Source organism: Streptomyces sp. NPDC001348 (assembly GCF_053597535.1).
Genome location: NZ_JBSFIK010000006.1, coordinates 88,343 through 109,488, shown reverse-complemented (window position 1 = coordinate 109,488; position 21,146 = coordinate 88,343). Strand labels below are relative to the sequence as shown.

Below are 21,146 nucleotides of genomic sequence, written 5' to 3'. Positions count from 1 at the left end.
CGGGCTGATGTGACGCGGACGGTGGCCGGTTAGTCTCGCGGCGTGAACCCCGTGAAGATCGCCCTGTTGCCCGTGCGCGCCGTGTGCCGCGGACCTGTTCCCGAGAGAGCCCGCCGCCGATGACGAGAGCGAAGACCGTCGCCTGGGCGGGGGGTGCCTCCTACCTCCTCATGCTGGGGCTGCTGGTGGGAGGCGCGCCTCGGGCGTCAGGTACCGTCCACGGTGTCGGGGCGCTGCTGGCGGTGAGCCTGCTCGTGGGCCTGGTACGACGCATGCCGCTGGCGGCGCTGCTCATGGCGCTCGTCGGATCCACCGCTGTGGTGGTCGGCACCCCGAGTTCCGTCCATCCCGGCCCGGCGGTCATGTACCAGGGCCAGTTCCTGTCGTACCTTTCGGTGGACCTGATCCTCGGCTTCATCGTCGTCACTTGTGCGCGACGGGCTTCGATCGTCGCCGTCGCCGTCGCCTTCGTTGTGCAGCTCCTGGTCATCGGGGTTTTCGCGCACGGGGACGACCTGACCCTCAACAGCGTGATCGCCGTCCTGGCGGTGGTCGTGTCCTGCATGGTCGGTCTCCTCGGCCGCGAGCGTCGCGAGCACGCGGTGGAGCTGCGTTCGAAGGAGGTGGCCGAGGCCGTGATCGCCGAACGGCTGCGGATCGCAAGGGAGTTGCACGACGTGATCGCGCACAGTATCGGAATCGTCGCCATCCAGGCCGGCATGGGGAGCCGGGTCATCCAGACGCAGCCTGCCGAGGCCCGCAAGGCACTGCAGACCATCGAGGCGACCAGCAGACAGACCCTGTCGGGCCTTCGGCGCACGCTGGTGGCGCTCCGTGACGCCGACCGGGACGCCCCGGCCTCAGGGCAGGCGGCCCTCGCGCCCTCGCCGGGCCTGACGGACATCGATGGGCTGATCACGGCGACCGCGGACGCGGGAGTACGCGTCGACGTGTGCGTCAGTGGGAGCCGGCGGCCCCTGCCGGCCGACATCGACCTGTCCGCTTACCGGATCGTGCAGGAGGCACTGACCAACGTGATCCGCCATGCGGGCACCGAGCACTGCCGGGTGGCCGTCGACTACAAGGACGAGGAACTGTCGGTGGAAATAGTCGACGACGGGCGCGGCGCCGCCGACGACGCAACGGCCCACGGCTTCGGCCTCGTGGGCATGCGCGAGCGGGTCGGCCTGCTCAACGGCCACTTCAGCGCCGGACCGCGCCCTGAGGGCGGTTTCAGGGTCGCGGCCCGGCTGCCGCTGCCCGAACCCGTCGGAGTTCCGGGGGAGGCCCGATGACCGTCCGGGTCCTACTCGCCGACGACCAGCCGTTGGTACGGTCGGGGCTGCGCGTGATCATGGCCGACCAACCTGACCTGGAGGTCGTCGGTGAGGCCGCCACCGGCACCGAGGCGGTCCGGCTGGTCAAGGACGTCGCCCCCGATGTCGTGGTGATGGACATCAGGATGCCCGGCATGGACGGGATCGAAGCCACCCGCCTGATCACGGCGGGTCAGGCAACGACCCGCGTCCTCGTCCTGACCACCTTCGACGAGGACGACCACGTCTACGGCGCGCTCCGCGCGGGCGCGAGCGGCTTCGTGGTCAAGGACATGGCGCTGGACGACATCCTCGCGGCGATCCGTGTGGTCGCCGCCGGCGACGCACTGATCGCCCCGAACGTGACACGGCGTCTGATCGCGGACTTCGTCGGGCGCCCCGCGCCTGCTCCGCAGCGCTGCGCACGGGGGGTCGAGGGCATCACCGAGAGAGAAAGGGAAGTACTGACCCTGGTCGGACGCGGCCGGTCGAACAGCGAGATCGCGGAGGACCTCTTCATCACGGTGGCCACCGCCAAATCGCACGTGTCGCGCCTGCTCACCAAACTGGGCGCCCGAGACCGTGTCCAGCTCGTGATCACCGCCTATGAGACGGGCCTGGTCGAACTGTCCCGCTGACGAACGCCCGGACCCACGGCTGCGCTCCACGGTCCCCGGACCGGCCCCGACGATCGCGGCGCCGTCGGCGTTCAGCGGGGAAGCACCCAGCTCGGCGTCCAGGTGCCGGCGACGTCGTGGCCGGCCGCCGCGGCGGCGAGATGGGCACGGAGGGTGGCCAGCGCCGGGTGCGGGTTGTCGCGGTGCCAGAGGAGCGAGTGCGGGTAGACGGGCGTCGGCCCGGTCACCGGGATACGGCGCAGGCCGTGGCCGGCGGGCCAGACGAGGCGGGTCAGCTCGGTCGTGAAGGTGGCCAGGGCCGGGACGTCGGCGACGGTGTCGAGGAGCGCGTCGGAGCCGAAGTTGGGACCCGTCGCCTCGATGGTGAGGCCGAACTCGGCGGCGAGGTCGTCGTAGTAGGCGGTCCACTCGGTGCCGGGGACGAGGCCGGGCATCCAGATCCGGTGCCCGGCGAGCTCGGCGAGGCTCACCGAGCGGGCACCCGCCAGCGCGTGGGCAGGGCCGGTGAGCAGCTGGTGCGGCTCGTCGAGCACCCGGACCGTCTCGATGTCGTCGGGGAGGGGCCGGCCGGGCGCGGCGACGGCGCGGAAGGACGCGTCGATCGCACCGGACCGGATGGCGTCGACGGCCGTCTCGACGTCGAACAGCATCACCACGTCGAGCTCGATCTCCGGGTACGCGCGGTGGAAGCCGCGCATCAGGCCCGACGGCGCGACGCGTGAGGCTATCACGTCGACGCGCAGCGGACGGCGGCCGGTGTGCACGGACGCGACCGCGCGCTCGGCGACACGCAGCAGCTCGCGCGCGTGGGGCAGGAACGCCTGCCCGTCGATGGTGAGCTCGGCGCCGCGCGCGGTGCGGGCGAACAGCCGCACACCGAGGTTGCGTTCCAGGGCGGCGATGCGCTTGGAGACGGCCTGCTGGGTCACCGCCAGCTCGGCGGCGGCCTCCTGGAACTGCCCCGCGTCGGCGACGGCGACGAAGGTCCGGACGGTGTCGAGGTCCATGCCTCACACCCTATTGCCACAACTGCTGGTTGTGGACGGGGGCCCTGCGGTTGTTTGCTTCCCCGGTCGAAGGCTCGCTTTGATTGCCCCGGATCGCGAGGCGGTTGTGCGGCGAGGGGCGAGAGGCGGGGTGGGCCGGGCATGAGGAGCGGGCATCGGCTGGGGCGGCCGTTCGGGTGGCTCTGGGCAGCGTACGGGACCAGCGCGCTCGGCACCTGGCTCGCCTTCGGCGCGTTCCCGCTGATCGCCGTCCGGGTGCTGCACGCCGGCCCGGCCGAGGTCGCCGCGCTCTCCGCGGTCGGGACCGCGGTGGGCGCGGCCGTGGCGGTGCCGCTCGGCCCATGGGTGGAGTTCCGCCGCAAGCGGCCCGTGCTGATCGCGATGGACCTGGTGCGATTCGCGGCGCTGCTGACGGTCCCCACCGCCTTCGCGCTCGGCGCGCTCACGTTCCTGCAGCTCCTGCTGGTCTCGGTCGTCGTCGCGGCGGCCGACATCACCTTCCGTGCCGCATCCGGCGCGTACCTGAAGACGCTGCTGCCTGCCGAGGACCTGCTCGTCGCCAACGCCCGGTTCGAGTCCACGGCCTGGACGACCACGATCGTGGGGCCACCGCTCGGCGGCGCGGCGATCGGGCTCCTCGGTCCGGTGGCCACGGTGGTGGCCGACGCCGTCAGCTATCTGCTCTCGGCCCTCGGCATCCGCGCGTCGGGCGGGCACGAACCGCGGCCCGAGCGCGGGGAGACGGCGCGCATGCGGGCCGGAGACCTGCTCGACGGCTGGCGGTACATCCTCGCCGATGCGACGCTGCGTCCGCTGTTCTTCAACACAGCCCTGTTCAACGGCCTGGTGATGGCCGTCCAGCCGCTGCTGGCCGTCCTGATGCTCGGCCGGCTCGGATTCGCACCGTGGCAGTACGGCCTTGCCTTCGCCGCGCCCTCGATCGGCGGGCTGCTCGGGTCACGGCTGGCCCGACCGCTCGTCACCCGGTTCGGCCGGCACCAGGTCATGGCCGTGACCGGGACGCTGCGCGCGGTCTGGCCGGTCGGCCTGGCCCTCATCGGCCCGGGCACCGCAGGGCTGCTGCTGGTGATGGGCGTCGAACTGGCGCTCATCTTCAGCTGCGGGGTGTTCAACCCCGTCTACGCCACATACCGCCTCGAGCGCACCGCGACCGACCGGGTCGCCCGCACGCTGTCCGCCTGGACGGTGACGACCAAGGCCGCGACCGCGCTCCTGACGGCCGTCTGGGGGGTGCTCGGTGGCCTGCTCGGCCCGCGCGCAGCCATCGGTCTGGCCGGCGTCCTGCTGCTGGCGACCCCGCTGCTGCTGCCCCGCCGGGAGGCAGCACCTCTGCCCGAGCCCGAGCCGGCACCGAGCCGCACCTGACAGACCGCCACGCCGGCGCCGCCGTGCGGCCCGGTGCCGCTGTCAGTGGCCCGGCCTACTGTGGGGCGTAAAGGACCCACGACGAGGAACAAGAGGTTTTCATGACGACCCTGCCCGATCGGCCGAACACCGCGCTGCTCGTCATCGACGTCCAGAACGGGGTGATGGCAGGCGCCCACAACCGCGACGGCGTGATCGCGAACATCGACACCTTGGTCGGCAGGGCACGCGCGGAGGACGTGCCCGTGATCTGGGTGCAGCACTCCGACGACCATCTCGAGCGGGACAGTGAGACCTGGCAGTACGTGCCGGAGCTGTTTCGCCATGACGCGGAGCCGGTCGTCCACAAGACGTACGGCGACTCGTTCGAGGACACCCGGCTGGAGGCGCTGCTCGCCGAACGGCGGGTCGGGCGGCTCGTCGTCACGGGCGCCCAGACCGACGCGTGCATCCGCTCGACCCTCCACGGGGCCTTCGTGCGCGGGTACGATGTCACGCTGGTCGCCGACGCGCATACGACGGAGGACCTCACCGAGTACGGGGCGCCGACCCCGGACCAGGTGATCGCGCACACCAATCTCTACTGGCGGTGGCAGAGCGCGCCCGGGCGCAGCGCAGGGACCGTCGACACGGCGGAGGTGACCTTCGCGGCGGGTGACGAAGGCTGAGCCGGCGGACCGGCCGCGGGCGCCGACACCCGTGGACCGGTCGTCCCGCCCGACGCCGAGGAGCCGGCACGCGCGCCCTCGCCGCCTTTCCCACGCCGCCCCCGTCGCCCCCGTCGAACCAGCCGCGCCCGGCGTCAGCCCTTGACCGCGGAACTGGCGACGCCCTGGACGAACCAGCGCTGGAAGAAGGCGAAGACGACCAGGACCGGCAGGACCAGAAGGACGCCGAAGGCGAGGATCTGCCCCCAGTCGGGCGGCTGTTGTCCCTGGAAGACGCTCATCTCCAGCGGAAGCGGTCGTACCGAGGGGTCGGACACCATCAGGACCGGCCAGAGGAAGGAGCCCCACTGGGTGAGGAAGGTGAGGATGGCCACCGAGGCGAACGCCGGCTTCGACATCGGCACGATGACGGCGAAGAAGGTGCGCCAGGGACCCGCACCGTCGAGACGGGCGGCCTCCTCGATGCTCGGCGGGATCTTCCGGAAGAAGGTCTGGAACTGGTAGATGGAGAAGGCGTTGGCGATGAAGGGAACCGCCTGGATGTAGAGCGTGTCGCGCTGGTCGTTGAACAGGTAGAAGAGGGGTACGGCCACCGACTCGAACGGGACCAGCATCAACAGCAGGACCAGGGTGAGGACGGCCCTTCTGCCCCGCCACTCCAGCCGTGAAAGCCCGTAGGCCGCCATGGAGTTGACGAACAGTCCTCCGGTCACGACGGCGAAGGCGACCAGCAGCGAGACACCCATGAAGCGCCAGAAGTAGCCGGTGCTGCCGGAGTCCAGGCTGTCCAGGACAGCCGCGTAGTTGTGGAAGGACAGGTGCGTCGGCAGGAAGCCGGACAGGCCGTTCAGGACCTCGTCGGACGGCTTCAGGCTGCCCAGGAAGAGGTAGAGGACGGGCAGGGAGAAGACGAACGCCAGCAGACTCAGGACGGTGTAGTCGAGCAGGCGGCGCACGGGCGTGCGGGTCGTGGCCATGGTCAGTCCTCGTTGTCGGGCCGGACGACGCGGCGCTGGATCAGGGTCAGGGCGACCACGATCAGGAAGAACACCACGGTGATCGCGGCCGCCTGACCGACGTTGTTCTGGTCGAAGGCGGTGGTCACCGCCTGGTACATCACGGTCCGTGTCGCGTCCTCGTCGAGCCCGCCGCCCCGGACGAGGACGTAGACCTGGTCGAAGACCCGGAAGGAGAGGACGGAGGTGAGCAGGGCGACGAAGGTCAGGGTGCCGCGGATTCCCGGCAGCGTGACGTGGCGGAACTGCTGCCGGCGCGAGGCACGGTCGAGCCGGGCGGCCTCGTACAGCTCATCCGGGATCTGCTGCAGGCCGGCGAGCAGGATGACCATCTGGAAGCCCACACCCTGCCATACCGACAGCACGATCACCGAGGCCATCGCGGTGGCCGCGTCACCGAGCCAGTCGAAAGCACCCCAGTTGCCCAGACTCACCGCGTGCAGAACGGAGTTGAGCATGCCCTGGTCACTGCGCGCCAGGATCAGCCGCCAGACGACGGCCACCAGCGCCATCGGGAACACCACCGGCAGGAAGAACAGCGATCGGAACAATCCGATCGCCTTCAGCTTCCGGTTCAGCAGGATCGCGAGGGCCAGCGCAAGACCGGTCTGCAACGGCACGACGACCACGGCGAACGTCAGGTTGTTCAGCAGGGACCGCAGGAAGGGCCCCGACAGGTCCGGGTCGGTGAACAGGCGCCGGTACTGCTCCAGCCCGAAGAAGGTGGGCTGCAACGGGGAGTTGAGGCGCACGTTGTAAAACGAGAGGACCACCGCGTACACGAACGGGATGGCGACGAAGGCGATCAGCCCGGCGACCGCGGGAGCGGCCATCAGCAGCCCGTGGAGCCCGCCACCGTTGCGGCGCGACGCGGGGCGGGCGGACGAGGCGGCGGGAGCCGGCGCGGGCCGGCTCTGCCCGCGGCCGACCGGGGCGGCCGCGGGTACGGATCCGACGGATTTCAAGAGGAGTCCTGTTCCCGGCGGGGGCGGCCGGCGGCGCACGCGGTCCCGCCCCCACCGATGCGTCTTACGGGATCTGGTAGCCGGCGTTGTCGGAGAAGTCCCGGTCGATGGCGCGGGCGGCCTTGGACAGGGCCTGCTTCGGGTCGGCACCGCCGTAGACGGCGTTGAGGGCCTCGCTGAACCGGGCCGTCACGGTGGGGTATCCCGCGGTCAGCGGCCGGGTGACGGCGACGCAGGACTTGGTGATGTGCGCGTCACCACAGGGTTTGGCGAGCTGCTGAGCGAACAGCTGGAGCGGGCCGCCCTTCTTGTAGAGCGGGCTCTTGGCGAGTGCGCTCCTGGTGGCGGGCGGTGCGCCGTTGGCGCTGGTCATGGCCTGCACGTTGGTGTCGTCGAGGAGGGCGTCGAGGAAGGCGCCGGCCGCCTTGGCGTTCTTCGTGCCGGCGCCGATACCCCACGACCAGGAACCCTGCCCGGTCTTGGGGCCGTTGCCGAAGTCGGGCAGCGGCAGGACGACCAGGTTCTTGCCGAGGGCCGCGCTGTAGGCGGGGTACATCCAGTGGCCGACCCAGCTGAGCGCGACCCTCCCCTTGGCGAAGGCGTTGCCGTCGGTGTTGGCGTCGACGTAGGGCTTCCAGGACTGGAAGGTCCTCAGCGCCGAGACCGCCGCCGCGCCGTCGAGGGCACCGGACGCCTTGCCGCCCTTCAGCAGGGCGCCACCGGCGGACCAGACGACCGGTGCGAAGCCGTACGTGCCCCACTCGGTGGCCAGGCCGTTGCCCTCCTGGATGTCGAGGACCTTGCCGTCGGCGTCCTTGGCCTTGAGGGCCTTGAGCGCGGCGGTGAACTGCGCGGCGGTCCAGTCGTCGGACAGACCCGTCGGGTACTTCACCCCGGCGGCGTCCAGCAGCTTCTTGTTGCCGTAGACACCCAGTCCGGAGTCGTACATGCCCAGGCCGTAGTGCTTGCCGCCGATCGCCCCCTGGGCCTTGGCGGCATCGGTGGCGTTGGCAAGGGTCTTCCCGGAGACGTAGGAGTCCAGCGGGGCCAGCTTCTTGTTGTAGACGAAGTTCGCCATGGTCGGGCCGTCGAACTCCAGCACGTCCGGCAGCTGGGAGGCGTCCGTGGCGGTGATGGTCTTGGTGTAGTCGTTGGCAGGTATGAGCCTCAGCTGGACCTTGATGTCCTTCTGGGCGGAGTTGAAGGACTTCACCGCGTTCTGCAGGGCGGCGTCCTCGCTCTTCTGCCCCTGGTGAGCCCAGACCCTGACGGTGCCCTTTCCGCTGCCGGCCTCGGCGGATGCCTCGGCACCGCCGCTCCCGCCGCAGGCGGTCAGTGCCGCCAGGGGCAGGGCGAGGGCGAGGCTCGTACAGGCCGCGTGACGGAACTTTCTGCGTCGGGCGTTCATAGGGGGCTGCCTCCGTACGTGCGTCGGTTTCAGATGAGGGTGGTGGTGGCGGAACGGGCGTGGTGAGCGCCGCGGATCACTGGGGGCCGCGGGGGCGGGGCGGGGCGGTGGTGTCGCGGAGCACCAGCCGGATGGGCATCTGCACGTGGCCCTCCGGTTCGGTGCCGGGGTCGTCGAGTTGCCGGAGCAGCAGCCGGGCGGCCTGCGCTCCCTGGCCCGCGACAGGCTGGGCGACGGTCGTCAGCCCGATCACCTCGGCGAGTTCGTGGTCGTCGAAACCGACGACGGACACGTCGTCCGGGACCTTCAGACGATGCCGGCGCAGTGCGCGCAGCGCGCCCATCGCCATCTCGTCGGACTGGGCGAACACGGCTGTCGGCGGCCGGGACGCGCTCAGCAGCTCGGTCATGGCCCGCTCGCCGCCATCGACCGTGTAGCCCCCGTCCGCCTCGAGCGCCGGGTCGTGCGCGATACCGGCGTCGGCCAGGACGTCCAGGAACGCCTGGCGGCGCTCGACCGGGGTCGTCCAGTGCAGCGGCTCACTGGCTCCCGAGATCATGCCGATCCGGCGGTGACCGAGGTTGACCAGGTGCCGCACGGCGCTGGTGGCGCCGGCGTGGTCGTCGATGCCGACGACCCCGAAGCCGTCCCGGGGGCCGCCCACGGTCGTCGCCAAGGGCGCCCCGAGCGAACGCAGCACCGCCGCCTCGTCCTCGTCGGGGATCAGCAGGGACAGCACCGCGTCCACCCGCTTGCGCACGGGCAGCTTGGTGAAGAAACGCTTGCGTGTCTCCGGCGTTCCGAGGTTGTACAGCAGTACGTCGTAACCGGCGGCGCTGAACTCCTTCTCGGCGGCGTCCAGCACCGTGCCGAAGAACCAGCGACCGATGTAGGGCGCGATCACGCCGATGGTGTAGGTGCGGCCGCTGGCCAGGCTGGAGGCCGACCGGGAGGCGGTGTAGCCGAGCGAGGCGGCGACGGCCGCGATCTGGGCCCGTACCTCGTCCGACACGCCCGGCCTTCCGCGCAGCGCGCGGGACACGGTGGACGCGGAGACGCCGGCGGCGCGGGCGACGTCGGTGATGCTGACCGTCAAGGCGCACTACCTCCCGTTGTTTCACCTCGGTGTTGTCTGTGGGTGACGCGACCGTAGACCCGCCCTCGTCGTTGCGCAAGCGTTTGCGTTCAGATTTACTTGGGCCGATTCTCAACCGAGACGTTCTGTATCTTTGAACAGCGCACGCGTTTGAGCGCTGCCCAGCCGACAGGAAGTGCGCATGCGATACGCCCCGCCCGGCCTCTGCGTGAACGACTTCGCCCTGCTCCGTGACGACGACGGCGCCTATGTGGTGCTGCATCTGCAGGGTCCGTGGACGGACGAGTTCGACCACCTGCGGATGGAGACGTCGTACGGCCGGGCCACCTCCTCCGACCTGGTCGGCTGGCAACCGCAGGGCGTCGCCTTCGGCAACGGCCTGCCCGGACGCTTCGACCAGCAGGCCGTGTGGACCATGCACCCCATCCGGCACGGGAGCGGCATGGCGATGTTCTACACCGGCGTCTCCGGTCTCACCCCGGGCGGCTGGCCCCTGCAGTCCGTCGGCCTCGCGTACTCGGTCCGCACGGACGGCACCGGCTGGCGGCGGCACGGCACCGGCCCGGTGGCCGAAGCCGACGCGCGCTGGTACCGCACCGGTGAACGCATGGGCTGGCGCGACCCGTTCGTGGTACCCGACGACGAGTCGGACGGCTGGGTGATGGTGGTCTGCGCCAGTGACGCCTCGCTCCCGGTCGGCGTCAGCGGCTGCGTCGCCTGGGCGACCTCCGACGATCTGGAGCACTGGACGGTCCACCCGCCGCTCATCGCGCCCGGAGACGTCGACGAGCTGGAGTGCCCGGTGCTCGAACGTCTCGCCGACGGCAGTTGGCTGCTGCTGGGGTCCATCGGCGCGACCCGCGGCTTCGAGGCATGGACCGCCCCGCGGCTGCGCGGCCCCTGGACCCGGCGCGGCCCCCTGGGCCCCACGGGCTCGTACGCCCCCCGGGTCATCGGCGCACCCGATGGTTCACGTGTCGTCCTGCACACGGCCCCCCGCCGGGTCGGCCTGACCGACGACGGCGCCCCGTGCCGCGGCATGCTCGCCCAGCCCAAGCTCCTGGTCACGCCCGCACAAGGGGCACCGCGCCTCGAATGGTGGCCCGGGCTGGACCGCTGGCTCGGAGAGCCGGGCGGCGAGGCTTCACTGCACGCGGTCGGCGACCTCACCGTCTCGGGCCCAGTGGACATCGCCCTGCGCGCTGAACGACCGGACGGTGGCGGCACGGCCCTCGCCGTCGGCTACGACGGCGAGGAGGTGTGGGTCGCGGGTCCCGGCGGAAAGCGCGTCGCGGAAGCCCGGTTGGCCGAGCCGGTCGCCGCTCTGCGCGTCCTCACCGTGGGTGAGTACGTGGAGGTGTACGCCGACGGCGTCTTCGTGCTGACCGCCACCTGCTACTCCGGCCACCCCATGCCCTGGACGGTGCTCAGTGAGGGCCGCACCCGGTCGGTGCCGGTACGCCCGGTACGCCTCCCCTCACCGGAACGGGACGACGCCTCGGCCGTCTGGCCGGGGCCACGGCACGGCGAGGCATGACCGTTCGCGGCCCGGGGGTCCGGCCCCGGGCCGCGCCGCCTGCCGGGTGAGGGAGAAGCCGACCGCGTTCCGTCACAGGAGTGAATGCGGCCCTCGGCGTCTCACCGGACAGCCCGTTCGGGAATCGTCGGCAGAACCTTCTCGGCGATGCCGAGGACGACGCCGTCGTCGGGGAGGGCTCCGGAGGTGCTCCATACGGTGACGTCGTAGTAGCCGCCCCGGTCATGACGGTCGAGGGCCACGGACAGCGTCCTGGCCAGGGGGCCTTCTTGGACGGGTCCGCCCGATCCGCCGCTGCCGAGATTGATCTCGAACTTCATGGTGTGGTCCGAGGAGAAGACCGCCGGCCGGCCGAGAACCGTGAGTGTCCTGACGTCCGTCTCGTCACCGTACTTCATCAGTTTCACGTACTGGCCGGTCGAGAGCTCGTTGTAAGTGGCCGAGACGTTCACGGTGTACGTGTCGAACGTGACCTCGGCCTCCGGCCGGGCGACCTTCCCATCGGTCAGGGGTGCGGTGTCGCTGGTGCCCGTAGCGCCGTGCGCGCTCTCTTCGGGCGTTCCGAGGAGCCTGGCCAGGTCCGGCCGGTTGAGCGCCTTGCACAGCTCTTCACCGGTCGCAGGCCGGGGCTTCTTCATGTAGACCTTCGGCAGTGCCTCGTGACCCCCGCCCGTACACGAGGCCGGCCGCGAGGTGCTGTCGCCGGACGGCATCAGGTGCGGCGCGACCCACAGTGCCCCCGCGAGTGCCCCGAACACGGCCACGGCAGCGACGGCCTGGCCCCACGCGTTGGGCTCCTTCTCCGCGGTGAGCGGGCCGGGACGCGGCCCGGTTCCGGCCTCCGCGGACGGGCCGGCGGCATCGGGCGCCACCTCGTCCGCGAAGGGAGCCGGACCCGGGTTCCGGCGTGCGCGCAGGGCCCGGACCACCATGTGGACGCGTATGGCGGTGAACACGAGGAACACCACGCCGAGACCGGCCGCGACCAGGTCGTCGTCGCGGAAGGCGAGATACATGATGCGTACCCCGAGAACCGATCCGAGCACGATGAACAGGGGCTCGCGGACCCAGAGCGGCAGGAGACGGAGGAGTAATCCGAGCACCTGGTGATCTCACCAGGACAAGCCCGCAACCGCCGTGGTGGAAGCCACAGTTCCGGGCACCTTTCGAGGGCTGCCGAAGCCAGGACGCGAGCAGGCGGCGGTGAACCCGGGTGGGCCGGGCCCCGGCCCCGCACCGTGCCGGACGACGGTCGCCGCGAAAAATTCGGTAGGAGCCGTTGACACCCGTCCGGGCAGCTCCTAATTTCACTGCACGCGAACCGGTTCGATGGCCAGTACCTGATCGACTGCAGGCAGAAGTCGAACCGCTTCGACCGCTCACGGCTTGGATCGCTTCGACCGCTCACAGCAAGGAGTGCTCGTGAACATCGGTGAGATCGCAAAGCGAGCTGGTGTCTCGCGGAGCACCGTGTCGTACGCGCTCAGCGGCAAGCGGCCCGTGTCCGAGGACACCCGCCGGAAGATCCAGCGGGTCATCGACGAGCTGGGTTACCGGCCCAACGCGAGTGCGCGGGCCCTGGCCAACGGGCGGACCAGCACCATCGGTCTGGTCTTCCCGCCGGCCGGGAACCACTACACCGGGATGCAGCTGGACTTCATCGGCAGCGTCGTGGAGGCCGCCGCGGCGCACGACTACGACGTGCTGCTGTCCCCGAGCGGCGTGGACAGCGATCGTTCGTTCCAGCGGCTGCTGGGGGAGCGGCGCGTCGACGGCGCGATCCTGATGGAGATCAGGCTGGCGGACGACCGGGTCGACCACCTGGCCGAGCTGGACTTCCCCTCCGTCGCCATCGGACGCACCGCCCACCCGGAAGGCGGCTGGTGGGTCGGCCTGGACCACACAGCGCTGGTGGAGGCGTGCGTCCACCACCTCGCGGACCTGGGCCACAGCAAGGTCGCCTTCGTCAACCGGCCCGAGCAGCTCCTGCGGGCGGGGTACGAGTCCGCGCACCGGGGACTCGAGGGCTTCACCAAGGCCGCGGCCGAGCGCGGGCTGGCCGTGAGGACGTACTGCTGCGGGGACGACGCGGCGTCCGGCCAGCTCTGCGTGGAGCGGATCCTGCACGACAACCCGGCCACCACCGCCCTGGTCACGCTGAACGAGGCCGCCCTGGGCGGCCTCTACCGCGGACTCGCCCAGGCGGACCGCCATGTGCCGCGCGACTTCTCCGTCACCGGAGTCGTGGCCGGCAGGTGGGCGGAGACGGTGACCCCGCAGCTCACGGCGGCCGACGTGCCGGCGGAGGAGATGGGCCGCCGAGCCGTCGACCTGCTCGTCGAACGGCTCGACCATCCCGGCGCCTCCCCCCGGCACCATCTCCTCACGCCGCCGATCTCGTTGCGGGCCAGCACCGGGCCCGCCGGTGACAACCGTTCCGCCCGTACCCCGCACCTCTGACCGCACGTCACCACCCCGCCGCTTCTCTCCTTTGTACCGGGCACCCGGCCCCCGCCGCCCTTCGGCGTGCCCGCTTCCCCCACGCCACCCCTCCCACGGCACCCTCGTGCCAAGAACGAAGGACCCGCCATGCACAGCTCCTCCAGACGACTCCTCGCCGCCGTGGCCGTGTCGACCGTCGTCGCCGTCGTCGGCACCGCCTGCTCCTCCGGCTCGGGCAGCACCGACAGCAAGGGCGCCGGCAGCGGCACGTACACGATCTGGGACCCGTACCCGCAGTTCGACAAGACCTCGGCCTGGGTGAAGCTGCTGGACGAGTGCGGCGCCAAGGCCGGAGTGAAGATCAAGCGGACCGCCTTCGACACCAGCGACCTGGGCAACAAGGCGCTCCTGGCCGCGCAGCAGGACAACTCCGCGGACGTCCTCATCGTCGACAACCCCGTGGTGTCGACGCTGGCCGAGGCGGGAGTGCTCACCACGACCGGCGACAACAAGCTGGACACCTCGAAGGTGGACCCCAACCTCCTCGCGGCCGGACAGTCGGGCGGGAAGACGTACGGAACGCCCATCGGCGCCAACACCCTCGCCCTCTACTACAACAAGAAGGTCCTCGCGGCATCCGGCGTGGACGTCGCCTCGGTCAAGGACTGGAAGTCGCTGACGACGGCGCTGGCGAAGGTGAAGAAGGCGGGCAAGAAAGGCATCACCTTCTCCGCGATCGGCACGGAGGAGGGCAGCTTCCAGTTCCTGCCGTGGTTCTGGGGAGCGGGCGCGAAGCTGACCGAACTCGACTCGCCCCAGGGTGTTTCGGCGCTGTCGCTGTGGAAGGACTGGCTGAAGAAGGGCTACGCCCCCAACTCGGTGCTCAACAACACCCAGACGACCAGCTGGCAGGAGTTCGCGACCGGCGACTACGCCTTCGCGGAGAACGGCACCTGGCAGCTCGCCAACGCCGAAAAGGCCGGCTTCGACTACGGCGTCCTGCCCATCCCCGGCGCCTCGGGCGGGAATGCCGCGGCTCCCACCGGCGGCGAGTTCGTCACCATCCCCGTCCAGGGCGACACGGGCCGCTACGCCACCTCCCAGAAGCTGACGGACTGCCTGACCAGCACCCGGAACCTGTACGACACCGACACCACGCTCTCTTATGTGGCACCCACCAGCGAGGTCCAGGACAAGCAGGTCGCGGCGAACCCCAAGCTGAAGCCCTGGGTGGACGCGGTCAAGTCGGCCAAGGGACGCACCAGTGACAACCTGGGCACCAAGTACCCGAAGATCTCCGAGCAGATGTGGAAGGCGGTCCAGTCCGCCCTCAGCGGGGCCGAGTCACCCAAGGACGCGTTCGCCAAGGCCCAGTCGGCCGCACAGTAGCCAGGAAGTTTCCGGTCCGCAGATGAACCACACGACACAACTGCCGGACCGCCGGCCCGCGCCGGCCCGGAACGGGGTGGCCACCGCCGCCCCGTCCCCGGAACGTGCGCGAGCACGGCGCCGTCCGACCTCGCCGCAGTGGGCCGCCTGGGGATTCCTCGCCCCGGTTGCCCTCTACCTCGTCCTCTTCTACGCCTATCCGCTCTACCGGAACATCGACCTCAGCCTGCGCAACTACACCGTCCGCTCCTTCGTCCAGGGCAACGCGCCCTTCACAGGCCTGAAGAACTACCGGACCGTCTTCGACGACCCGACCTTCGCCCCGGCGCTGCTGCACACCGTGGTGTTCACCGCCGTGTGCCTGGTCTTCCAGTACGCCATCGGCCTGGCACTCGCGGTCTTCTTCAACCAGCACTTCCGGCTGTCGGCGACCCTGCGTGCCCTGTTCCTGGTGCCGTGGCTGCTGCCGCTGATCGTCTCGGCGTCCACCTGGTCGTGGATGCTCAACAGCGACTCCGGAATCGTCAACGCCGCCCTGCACGTCCTGGGCATCGGCCCGGTGAACTGGCTGACCTCACCCTCGTGGTCACTGGCCTCGGTCATCATCGCGAACATCTGGATCGGTGTCCCGTTCAACCTGGTCGTGCTCCACAGCGGCCTGCAGTCCATCCCCGCGAGCCTGTACGAGGCGGCCGCCCTCGACGGAGCGAACGCCTGGCACCGCTTCTGGCGCATCACCTTCCCGCTGCTGCGCCCGGTGTCCGCCATCACGCTGCTCCTCGGCCTGGTCTACACGCTCAAGGTCTTCGACATCATCTGGATCATGACCAAGGGGGGTCCGGCGGACTCGTCGACCACCTTCGCCACCTGGTCCTACCGGCTCGGCTTCGGCAATCTTCTCCCGGCCTTCGGCCCCGGCGCGGCCGTCGGGAACCTGCTCGTGGTCGCGGCCCTGGTCTTCGGCCTGGTCCACGTCCGGGCCCAGCGAAAGCAGGCGCTGTCATGACGAGTTCACCATGGGTCCTGAACCGCCGGCGCCGTGCCTGGGGGAAAACGACCGCAGGCGTCCTGCTGACCGCGGTCATGCTGTTCCCGGTCTACTGGATGATCAACGTGTCCTTCACCCGCGACCAGGACATGCGCAAGAGCCCACCGGACCTGCTGCCGACGCACGGCACGCTGACCGGCTACCGCACCGTCCTCCACGAGCAGTTGCCCTACCTCGGCACCAGCCTGGTCGTCGCCCTGGGCACGGTCCTCCTCACCGTCGCCCTGTCCGCGCCGGCCGGCTACGCCCTGGCCAAGCTCCGGCCGCGTGGCGGCGGCATCCTCAGCTTCGTCCTGCTGGCTGCCCAGATGATCCCCGGCATCATCATGGCGATGGGCTTCTACGCCGTCTACCTCAGCCTCGGCCTGCTCCAGTCCGTGCCCGGCCTGATCGTCGCCGACTCCACACTGGCCGTTCCCTTCGCGGTGCTGATCTTCACCGCCTTCATGTCCGGCATTCCCGGCGAACTGCTCCAGGCCGCGAGGGTGGACGGCGCCGGAACCTGGCGCACCTTCCGGTCGATCGTGCTGCCCATGAGCCGCAACGCCGTCGTCACGGTGTCCCTGTTCGCGTTCCTGTGGTCGTGGTCCGACTTCGTGTTCGCCAACACCCTGGTCAACGGCGGCGCGCACGAGCCGATCACCCTCGGCATCTACCACTACATCGGCAACAACAACCAGGAGTGGAACGCCATCATGGCCACCGCCGTCGTTGCCTCAGCTCCGGCCGCGGTCATCCTCGTCCTCGCCCAGCGTTACGTCGCCGCCGGCGTGTCCGCCGGAGCCGTCAAGGACTGACACCGCAGCGCCCGGGTGCGGTGGCGCTCTGCGCGAGCCGCCGCGCGAGCACCGGCGCCCCGGACCGGCAGACCGCCGAACACTCCGCCCAAGAAATGAGTGCCGCCTTCATGACCGCTGCCCCGCCCGGCCCGGCCTTCTCCGTCCACGACATCCCGTTCAGCACGTACGGATCCTGGTTCGGCATCTCTCCCGTACTGGCGGAGAAGACACGTTCCGAGGACCTCCACCTCGTCTCCCACCAGAACGGCATGCACGCCGTCCTGCGTCTCGTCCCCCTCGGCGCGGCGACGGGCGAGCGGGCGGAGACCGTCGTACGGGCGACAGCCGGCCTGCTCAGCTGGACCGGCGCGGACGGCCGCATCGACCTCGCCTACGAGTCACCGGACACCGTACGCGTGCAGGGCCAAGGGCTGGACCTGCACGTCACCGCGGCCGCGAAGACCCTCACCCCCTTCAGCGGGACCTACTTCTACCGCGACCCGGTGGACGGCGCCCACACCTTCACCTCCTACGAGACCGGCCGCCGCTACCGGATCACCGTGCTGTCCGGCACGGTCGCCGAGGTGTCCGGCGCCCAGGCCCTCGGTGCCGGTGACCGCGGTCTCACGGTCACCGCCACAGACGACGGACCGTGGGAGGTCGCGGTCGAGGAACTCGACAGCGCGCGACAGCCCTACCGGCGGTCGACGTCGTTCGGCGAGGTCACGGAAGCCGCACGGCGATCGTTCGCCGGCTTCGCCGACGCGGTCGCCCCGTGGCGCTCCGCCGACACCCCCGCCGCCGAACTCGCCGCGTACGTGGTGTGGTCCGCCACGGTACGCCCGGCCGGCCTGGTCACCCGTCGCGCGGTGCTGATGTCCAAGCACTGGATGGACAAGGTCTGGAGCTGGGACCACTGCTTCAACGCCCTCGCCCTGGCCCCCGGATCCCCCGGGCTGGCCTGGGACCAGTTCTCACTGCCCTTCGACCACCAGGACGAGGCCGGAGCCCTGCCCGACTCGGTCACGCATTCCGAAGTCCTGTACAACTTCGTCAAACCACCCATCCACGGCTGGGCCCTTCGCCACCTGCGCCATCGGCTCCCCGAACCCCTCGGCGGAACCCAACTGGCCGAGGCGTACGACAGACTGGCGCGCTGGACGGACTTCTGGCTCACCGCACGGCGCGCGCCCGGCGCCGCCCTGCCCCATTACCAGCACGGCAACGACAGCGGCTGGGACAACGCCACCACCTTCGATCCCGAACGCGTGGTCGTCACCGCCGACCTGGCCGCTTTCCTCACCCTGCAGCTGCACGAGCTCGCCACCCTGGCGAACGAGTTGGGGAAGCCCGACGAGGCCCGACGGTGGACACGAACGGCCGACGCGACGCAGGCCGCGATGCTGGAGACGCTGTGGACCGGCGACCGGTTCGCCGCCCGCTCGGCCGGCGGCTCGGACACCTGGACCAGTGCCGGCCTCCTCGACCTGATGCCCATGGTGCTGGGCGAGTACCTGCCCGAGGACATCGGCGCCGTACTGGCCGAACGGATCGAAGCCCACCTGACCCCGCACGGCCTGGCCACCGAACACCCCACTTCACCTCACTACCTCTCCGACGGCTACTGGCGCGGCCCCATCTGGGCTCCCGCCACGGTCCTCATCGAGGACGGCCTGCGCCGCGCCGGCCACCAGCGCCTCGCGGACGACGTCAGCGCCCGCTTCCGCGGCCTGTGCGAGACCAACGGATTCGCCGAGAACTTCGACGCCCTCACCGGCACCGGCCAGCGCGACCGTGCCTACACCTGGACCGCCAGCAGCTATCTCCTCCTCGCCGAAGCACACGTCCACCGCCACTCATCAAGGAGCCGCGCATGAACCCGCCCCGGACACTCCCCAGAACGCGAAACCGCACCGGACGCCGAGCGGCGTCGTGCCTCGCGGCGCTGACGGCCGCACTGGCCACCACGCTGCTGCCCGCCACCCCGTCGCAGGCCGCCGACACAAGTGTCACCGTCGACTTCGCCACCGCCGGAGGCGCCCCCGCGTACCACGCCTCAGGCATGATCTACGGGATGACGCCGGACGGCACCCTCCCGCAGGACCACTTCTTCAAGGACATCAAGTGGCACTTCATGCGGGCCGGAGGCGCACAGCTCAACAGCGGCGGCTACGCCACCAGCCTCGCCGACTACCAGACCCGATGGGCCTCCACCCTGGCCCAGTACAAGCGCACCACCGCCCTCGGCGGCACCTTCGTGCTGCTGCCCCACGACCTGTGGGGCGCGGACGGCACCACCAGCCAGGGCTGGCCCGGGGACAACGGTGACTGGACGCAGTTCGACGACTTCGTCACCCAGCTCATCAGCGATGTCAAAGCCAACAACATGACCGTCGAGTGGGACCTGTGGAACGAGCCCGACGGCAGCGGCTTCTGGAAACCCTCGCAGGCGCAGTACCTGCAGATGTGGTCGCGTTTCTACGCCAGGGTGCGCGCCGCCTTCCCCTCCCAGCTCATCGTCGGCCCCAGTATCGCCGGCCAGCCGAACTCCTCCAACAGCTGGTGGACCACCTACCTCAACTACGTCAAGGCCAACAACGTCGCCCCCGACATCTACAGCTGGCACGACGAGCCGGGGGACCCGGCGACCGACGTGGGCCGGGCCGACTCCACCCTCGCCGCCGCGGGGCTGACCCGCACCCGGGCGTATCAGATCAACGAGTACGCGACTCTCTCCATGCAGTCCCCGGGCGGCGGTGCCTGGTTCATCGGCCGCCTGGAGCGGGCCGGCGCCGACGGCCTGCGCGGCAACTGGGCCTCCGGCACCAACCTGCACGACTACGAGGCGAACCTGCTCACCAAGAACAGCGCCGGCCAGTACCTGCCGCTGGGGGAGTGGTTCATGTACCGCTACTACGGCTCCCAGACCGGCAACATCGTCAAACTCACACCCGGCACCGGCACCGACGGCCTCGCGACCAAGGACAACACCGCCGAGAACGCCAAGGTGCTGCTCGGCAGCAGCGGCAACACCGGTACGGTCACCGTGAACCTGACCGGCCTGAACACCACGTCGGTGGTGCAGAACAGCCGGGTTCGCGCCGTCGTCCAGCGCATCCCGTACAACGGCGGCGCCGCCGTCACCGGACCGACGACCGTCTCCGACACCACCCTGACGGTCAGCAACAACGCCGCCTCGGTCTCCCTCCCGTGGACGAGCGCCAAGGACGGCTACACCGTCACTCTCCTGCCGCCGTCCGACGCCACCGTTTCCACGGTCGCGGTCAGTGAGAACAGCGGCCAGTGCCTGGACGACACCAACCTCAGCACCGCCAACGGCACGCAGTACCAGCAGTACTACTGCGAGGGCGGCTACCAGCAGATGCTCGACCTCAAGCCGGTGAGCGGCAAGACCGACACGTACACCGTGGTCAACGAGCTCAGCGGCAAGTGCCTGGACGTGTCCCAGGCCTCCACCGCGGACGGTGCCGCGATCATCCAGTACACCTGCAACGGCGCCACGAACCAGCAGTTCACCCTCAACCCCGTCAGCGCGCTCGGCAACAGCCAGGACTACCAGCTGGTCGCGGTCCACAGCGGCAAGTGCGTGGACGTCAGCAACGTCTCGACCACCGCCGGCGCGAAGCTCCACCAGTGGACCTGCGACTCCGCGAGCGCACTGAGCACCAAGAAGAACCAGATCTGGAGGCTGACCGGCAGGGACTGAACCGACCCGCCGCCACGCGTGGTCATGGACGGCCCCGTGCCCCCGTCTGTCCGGAGGGCTCGGGGCCGTCCGTGTGCCCAAGCCGTCGCCGGGGATGGGCGGAGACAGAGGTGGGGCGTCGTTGTCAGTGCCGGGTGCCACCATGCGGCCATGAGCGAAGAGTCTTTCAACTGGCAGGAGTTCCTGGGGCGTTGGCAACAGGAATGGGTTCCGCGCGCGGGCGAGGACGGCGAACGGCCCGCCGTTCCCCTGGGCGGCCCGGGGGCGGACGAGGCGGCGATCGCCGCGGCCGAGGAGCGGCTGGGGCGACGACTGCCGACCTCGTACCGGGAGTTCCTGGCCGTGAGCGACGGGTGGCACGTGGACCAGACCGCCGCGGTCTACCGGCTCGGCGGTGCCGCGGACATCGACTGGTTCCGGGATCCGTACGGCATGACCCCGCTGTACGAGGAGGATCTGGGTGACGACCCGCGCGAGGAGGACGTCCTGCTGGCCGGGATGTGGCAGCGGGCCCTGCGGCTGGAGACCGACTCCGACATGTCGCACGCCCTGCTCGACCCCGGCGACAGCGACCGGGACGGCGAGTGGGCGCTCTACGTCTACAAGGGCTGGAGCGGTGAACCACCGGACCGCTACCCGTCGTTCCGCGCGTACATGGAGGCCATGTACCGCCGCTTCCACGCCGACCGGGCGCGGAGCCCCGACTTCGTGAACGCGACCATCC

Annotated in this window: 18 protein-coding genes; 12 read left to right on the top strand and 6 right to left on the bottom strand. The window is 70.4% G+C overall.

What is annotated here, in order from left to right; translation table 11 throughout:
- The first annotated feature begins 119 nt into the window (after positions 1 to 119).
- Both ACWC21_RS08690 and ACWC21_RS08685 read left to right on the top strand, forming a co-directional pair.
- Positions 120 to 1,295: a sensor histidine kinase gene (locus ACWC21_RS08690; RefSeq protein WP_450879530.1), complete on the top strand. Its 1,176-nt coding sequence runs from the start codon at positions 120 to 122 to the stop codon at positions 1,293 to 1,295.
- Positions 1,292 to 1,954 carry a response regulator gene (locus ACWC21_RS08685; protein WP_450879528.1) on the top strand — a complete coding sequence of 221 codons (663 nt, stop codon included), beginning with the start codon at positions 1,292 to 1,294 and terminating at the stop codon, positions 1,952 to 1,954. Before ACWC21_RS08690 ends, ACWC21_RS08685 begins: the two co-directional genes overlap by 4 nt.
- A 71-nt stretch (positions 1,955 to 2,025) precedes the next feature.
- Here ACWC21_RS08685 and ACWC21_RS08680 read toward each other — a convergent pair whose 3' ends face one another.
- Complete coding sequence (locus ACWC21_RS08680; protein WP_450879526.1) at positions 2,026 to 2,961, bottom strand: LysR family transcriptional regulator; 936 nt, start codon at positions 2,959 to 2,961, stop codon at positions 2,026 to 2,028.
- Positions 2,962 to 3,102: 141 nt separating this feature from the next.
- Here ACWC21_RS08680 and ACWC21_RS08675 point away from each other — a divergent pair, with 141 nt between their 5' ends.
- Positions 3,103 to 4,347 carry an MFS transporter gene (locus ACWC21_RS08675; protein WP_450879524.1) on the top strand — a complete coding sequence of 415 codons (1,245 nt, stop codon included), beginning with the start codon at positions 3,103 to 3,105 and terminating at the stop codon, positions 4,345 to 4,347.
- Positions 4,348 to 4,448: 101 nt separating this feature from the next.
- Complete coding sequence (locus tag ACWC21_RS08670; protein WP_450879522.1) at positions 4,449 to 5,015, top strand: isochorismatase family protein; 567 nt, start codon at positions 4,449 to 4,451, stop codon at positions 5,013 to 5,015.
- Between the two features lie 134 nt (positions 5,016 to 5,149).
- On the opposite strand, the gene ACWC21_RS08665 is transcribed toward ACWC21_RS08670, so the two are convergent.
- The 4 genes from ACWC21_RS08665 to ACWC21_RS08650 all read right to left on the bottom strand — a co-directional run bounded on the left by ACWC21_RS08665 (position 5,150) and on the right by ACWC21_RS08650 (position 9,500).
- On the bottom strand, positions 5,150 to 5,992 hold the full coding sequence (locus tag ACWC21_RS08665; protein ID WP_450879520.1) for a carbohydrate ABC transporter permease: 843 nt from the start codon (positions 5,990 to 5,992) through the stop codon (positions 5,150 to 5,152).
- 2 nt (positions 5,993 to 5,994) lie between these two features.
- Complete coding sequence (locus ACWC21_RS08660; protein WP_450879518.1) at positions 5,995 to 6,996, bottom strand: carbohydrate ABC transporter permease; 1,002 nt, start codon at positions 6,994 to 6,996, stop codon at positions 5,995 to 5,997.
- Positions 6,997 to 7,060: 64 nt separating this feature from the next.
- Positions 7,061 to 8,404: an ABC transporter substrate-binding protein gene (locus ACWC21_RS08655; protein WP_450879516.1), complete on the bottom strand. Its 1,344-nt coding sequence runs from the start codon at positions 8,402 to 8,404 to the stop codon at positions 7,061 to 7,063.
- Between the two features lie 76 nt (positions 8,405 to 8,480).
- Complete coding sequence (locus tag ACWC21_RS08650; protein WP_450879514.1) at positions 8,481 to 9,500, bottom strand: LacI family DNA-binding transcriptional regulator; 1,020 nt, start codon at positions 9,498 to 9,500, stop codon at positions 8,481 to 8,483.
- 181 nt (positions 9,501 to 9,681) lie between these two features.
- On the opposite strand from ACWC21_RS08650, the gene ACWC21_RS08645 reads away from it, so the two are divergent.
- Positions 9,682 to 11,037, top strand: coding sequence for a mucin-1 (locus ACWC21_RS08645; protein WP_450879512.1), 1,356 nt, complete (start codon positions 9,682 to 9,684; stop codon positions 11,035 to 11,037).
- A gap of 101 nt (positions 11,038 to 11,138) precedes the next feature.
- Here the strand turns inward: ACWC21_RS08645 and ACWC21_RS08640 are convergent, their stop codons facing one another.
- Entirely contained in the window at positions 11,139 to 12,140 is a 1,002-nt protein-coding gene (locus tag ACWC21_RS08640; protein WP_450879510.1) for a DUF6215 domain-containing protein, read from the bottom strand.
- A gap of 319 nt (positions 12,141 to 12,459) precedes the next feature.
- On the opposite strand from ACWC21_RS08640, the gene ACWC21_RS08635 reads away from it, so the two are divergent.
- The 7 genes from ACWC21_RS08635 to ACWC21_RS08605 form a co-directional block, all read left to right on the top strand.
- The gene (locus tag ACWC21_RS08635; RefSeq protein ID WP_450879508.1) at positions 12,460 to 13,497 is read left to right on the top strand and encodes a LacI family DNA-binding transcriptional regulator; all 1,038 of its coding nucleotides are present in this window, start codon (positions 12,460 to 12,462) and stop codon (positions 13,495 to 13,497) included.
- 129 nt (positions 13,498 to 13,626) lie between these two features.
- Positions 13,627 to 14,868, top strand: coding sequence for a sugar ABC transporter substrate-binding protein (locus ACWC21_RS08630; RefSeq protein ID WP_450879506.1), 1,242 nt, complete (start codon positions 13,627 to 13,629; stop codon positions 14,866 to 14,868).
- A 22-nt stretch (positions 14,869 to 14,890) separates the two neighbouring features.
- Positions 14,891 to 15,874, top strand: a complete 984-nt coding sequence (locus ACWC21_RS08625; RefSeq protein ID WP_450879504.1) for a carbohydrate ABC transporter permease — start codon at positions 14,891 to 14,893, stop codon at positions 15,872 to 15,874.
- A complete protein-coding gene (locus ACWC21_RS08620; protein ID WP_450879502.1) occupies positions 15,871 to 16,713 on the top strand; it encodes a carbohydrate ABC transporter permease in 843 nt (280 codons plus the stop codon). Before ACWC21_RS08625 ends, ACWC21_RS08620 begins: the two co-directional genes overlap by 4 nt.
- 110 nt (positions 16,714 to 16,823) lie before the next feature.
- Positions 16,824 to 18,572, top strand: a complete 1,749-nt coding sequence (locus ACWC21_RS08615) for an amylo-alpha-1,6-glucosidase (RefSeq protein ID WP_450879500.1) — start codon at positions 16,824 to 16,826, stop codon at positions 18,570 to 18,572.
- Complete coding sequence (locus tag ACWC21_RS08610; RefSeq protein WP_450879498.1) at positions 18,569 to 20,422, top strand: RICIN domain-containing protein; 1,854 nt, start codon at positions 18,569 to 18,571, stop codon at positions 20,420 to 20,422. The genes ACWC21_RS08615 and ACWC21_RS08610 overlap by 4 nt, the downstream gene beginning before the upstream one ends.
- A gap of 150 nt (positions 20,423 to 20,572) precedes the next feature.
- Positions 20,573 to 21,146, top strand: a 574-nt coding sequence (locus tag ACWC21_RS08605; RefSeq protein ID WP_450879496.1) for an SMI1/KNR4 family protein, incomplete at its 3' end; no start/stop codon positions are given.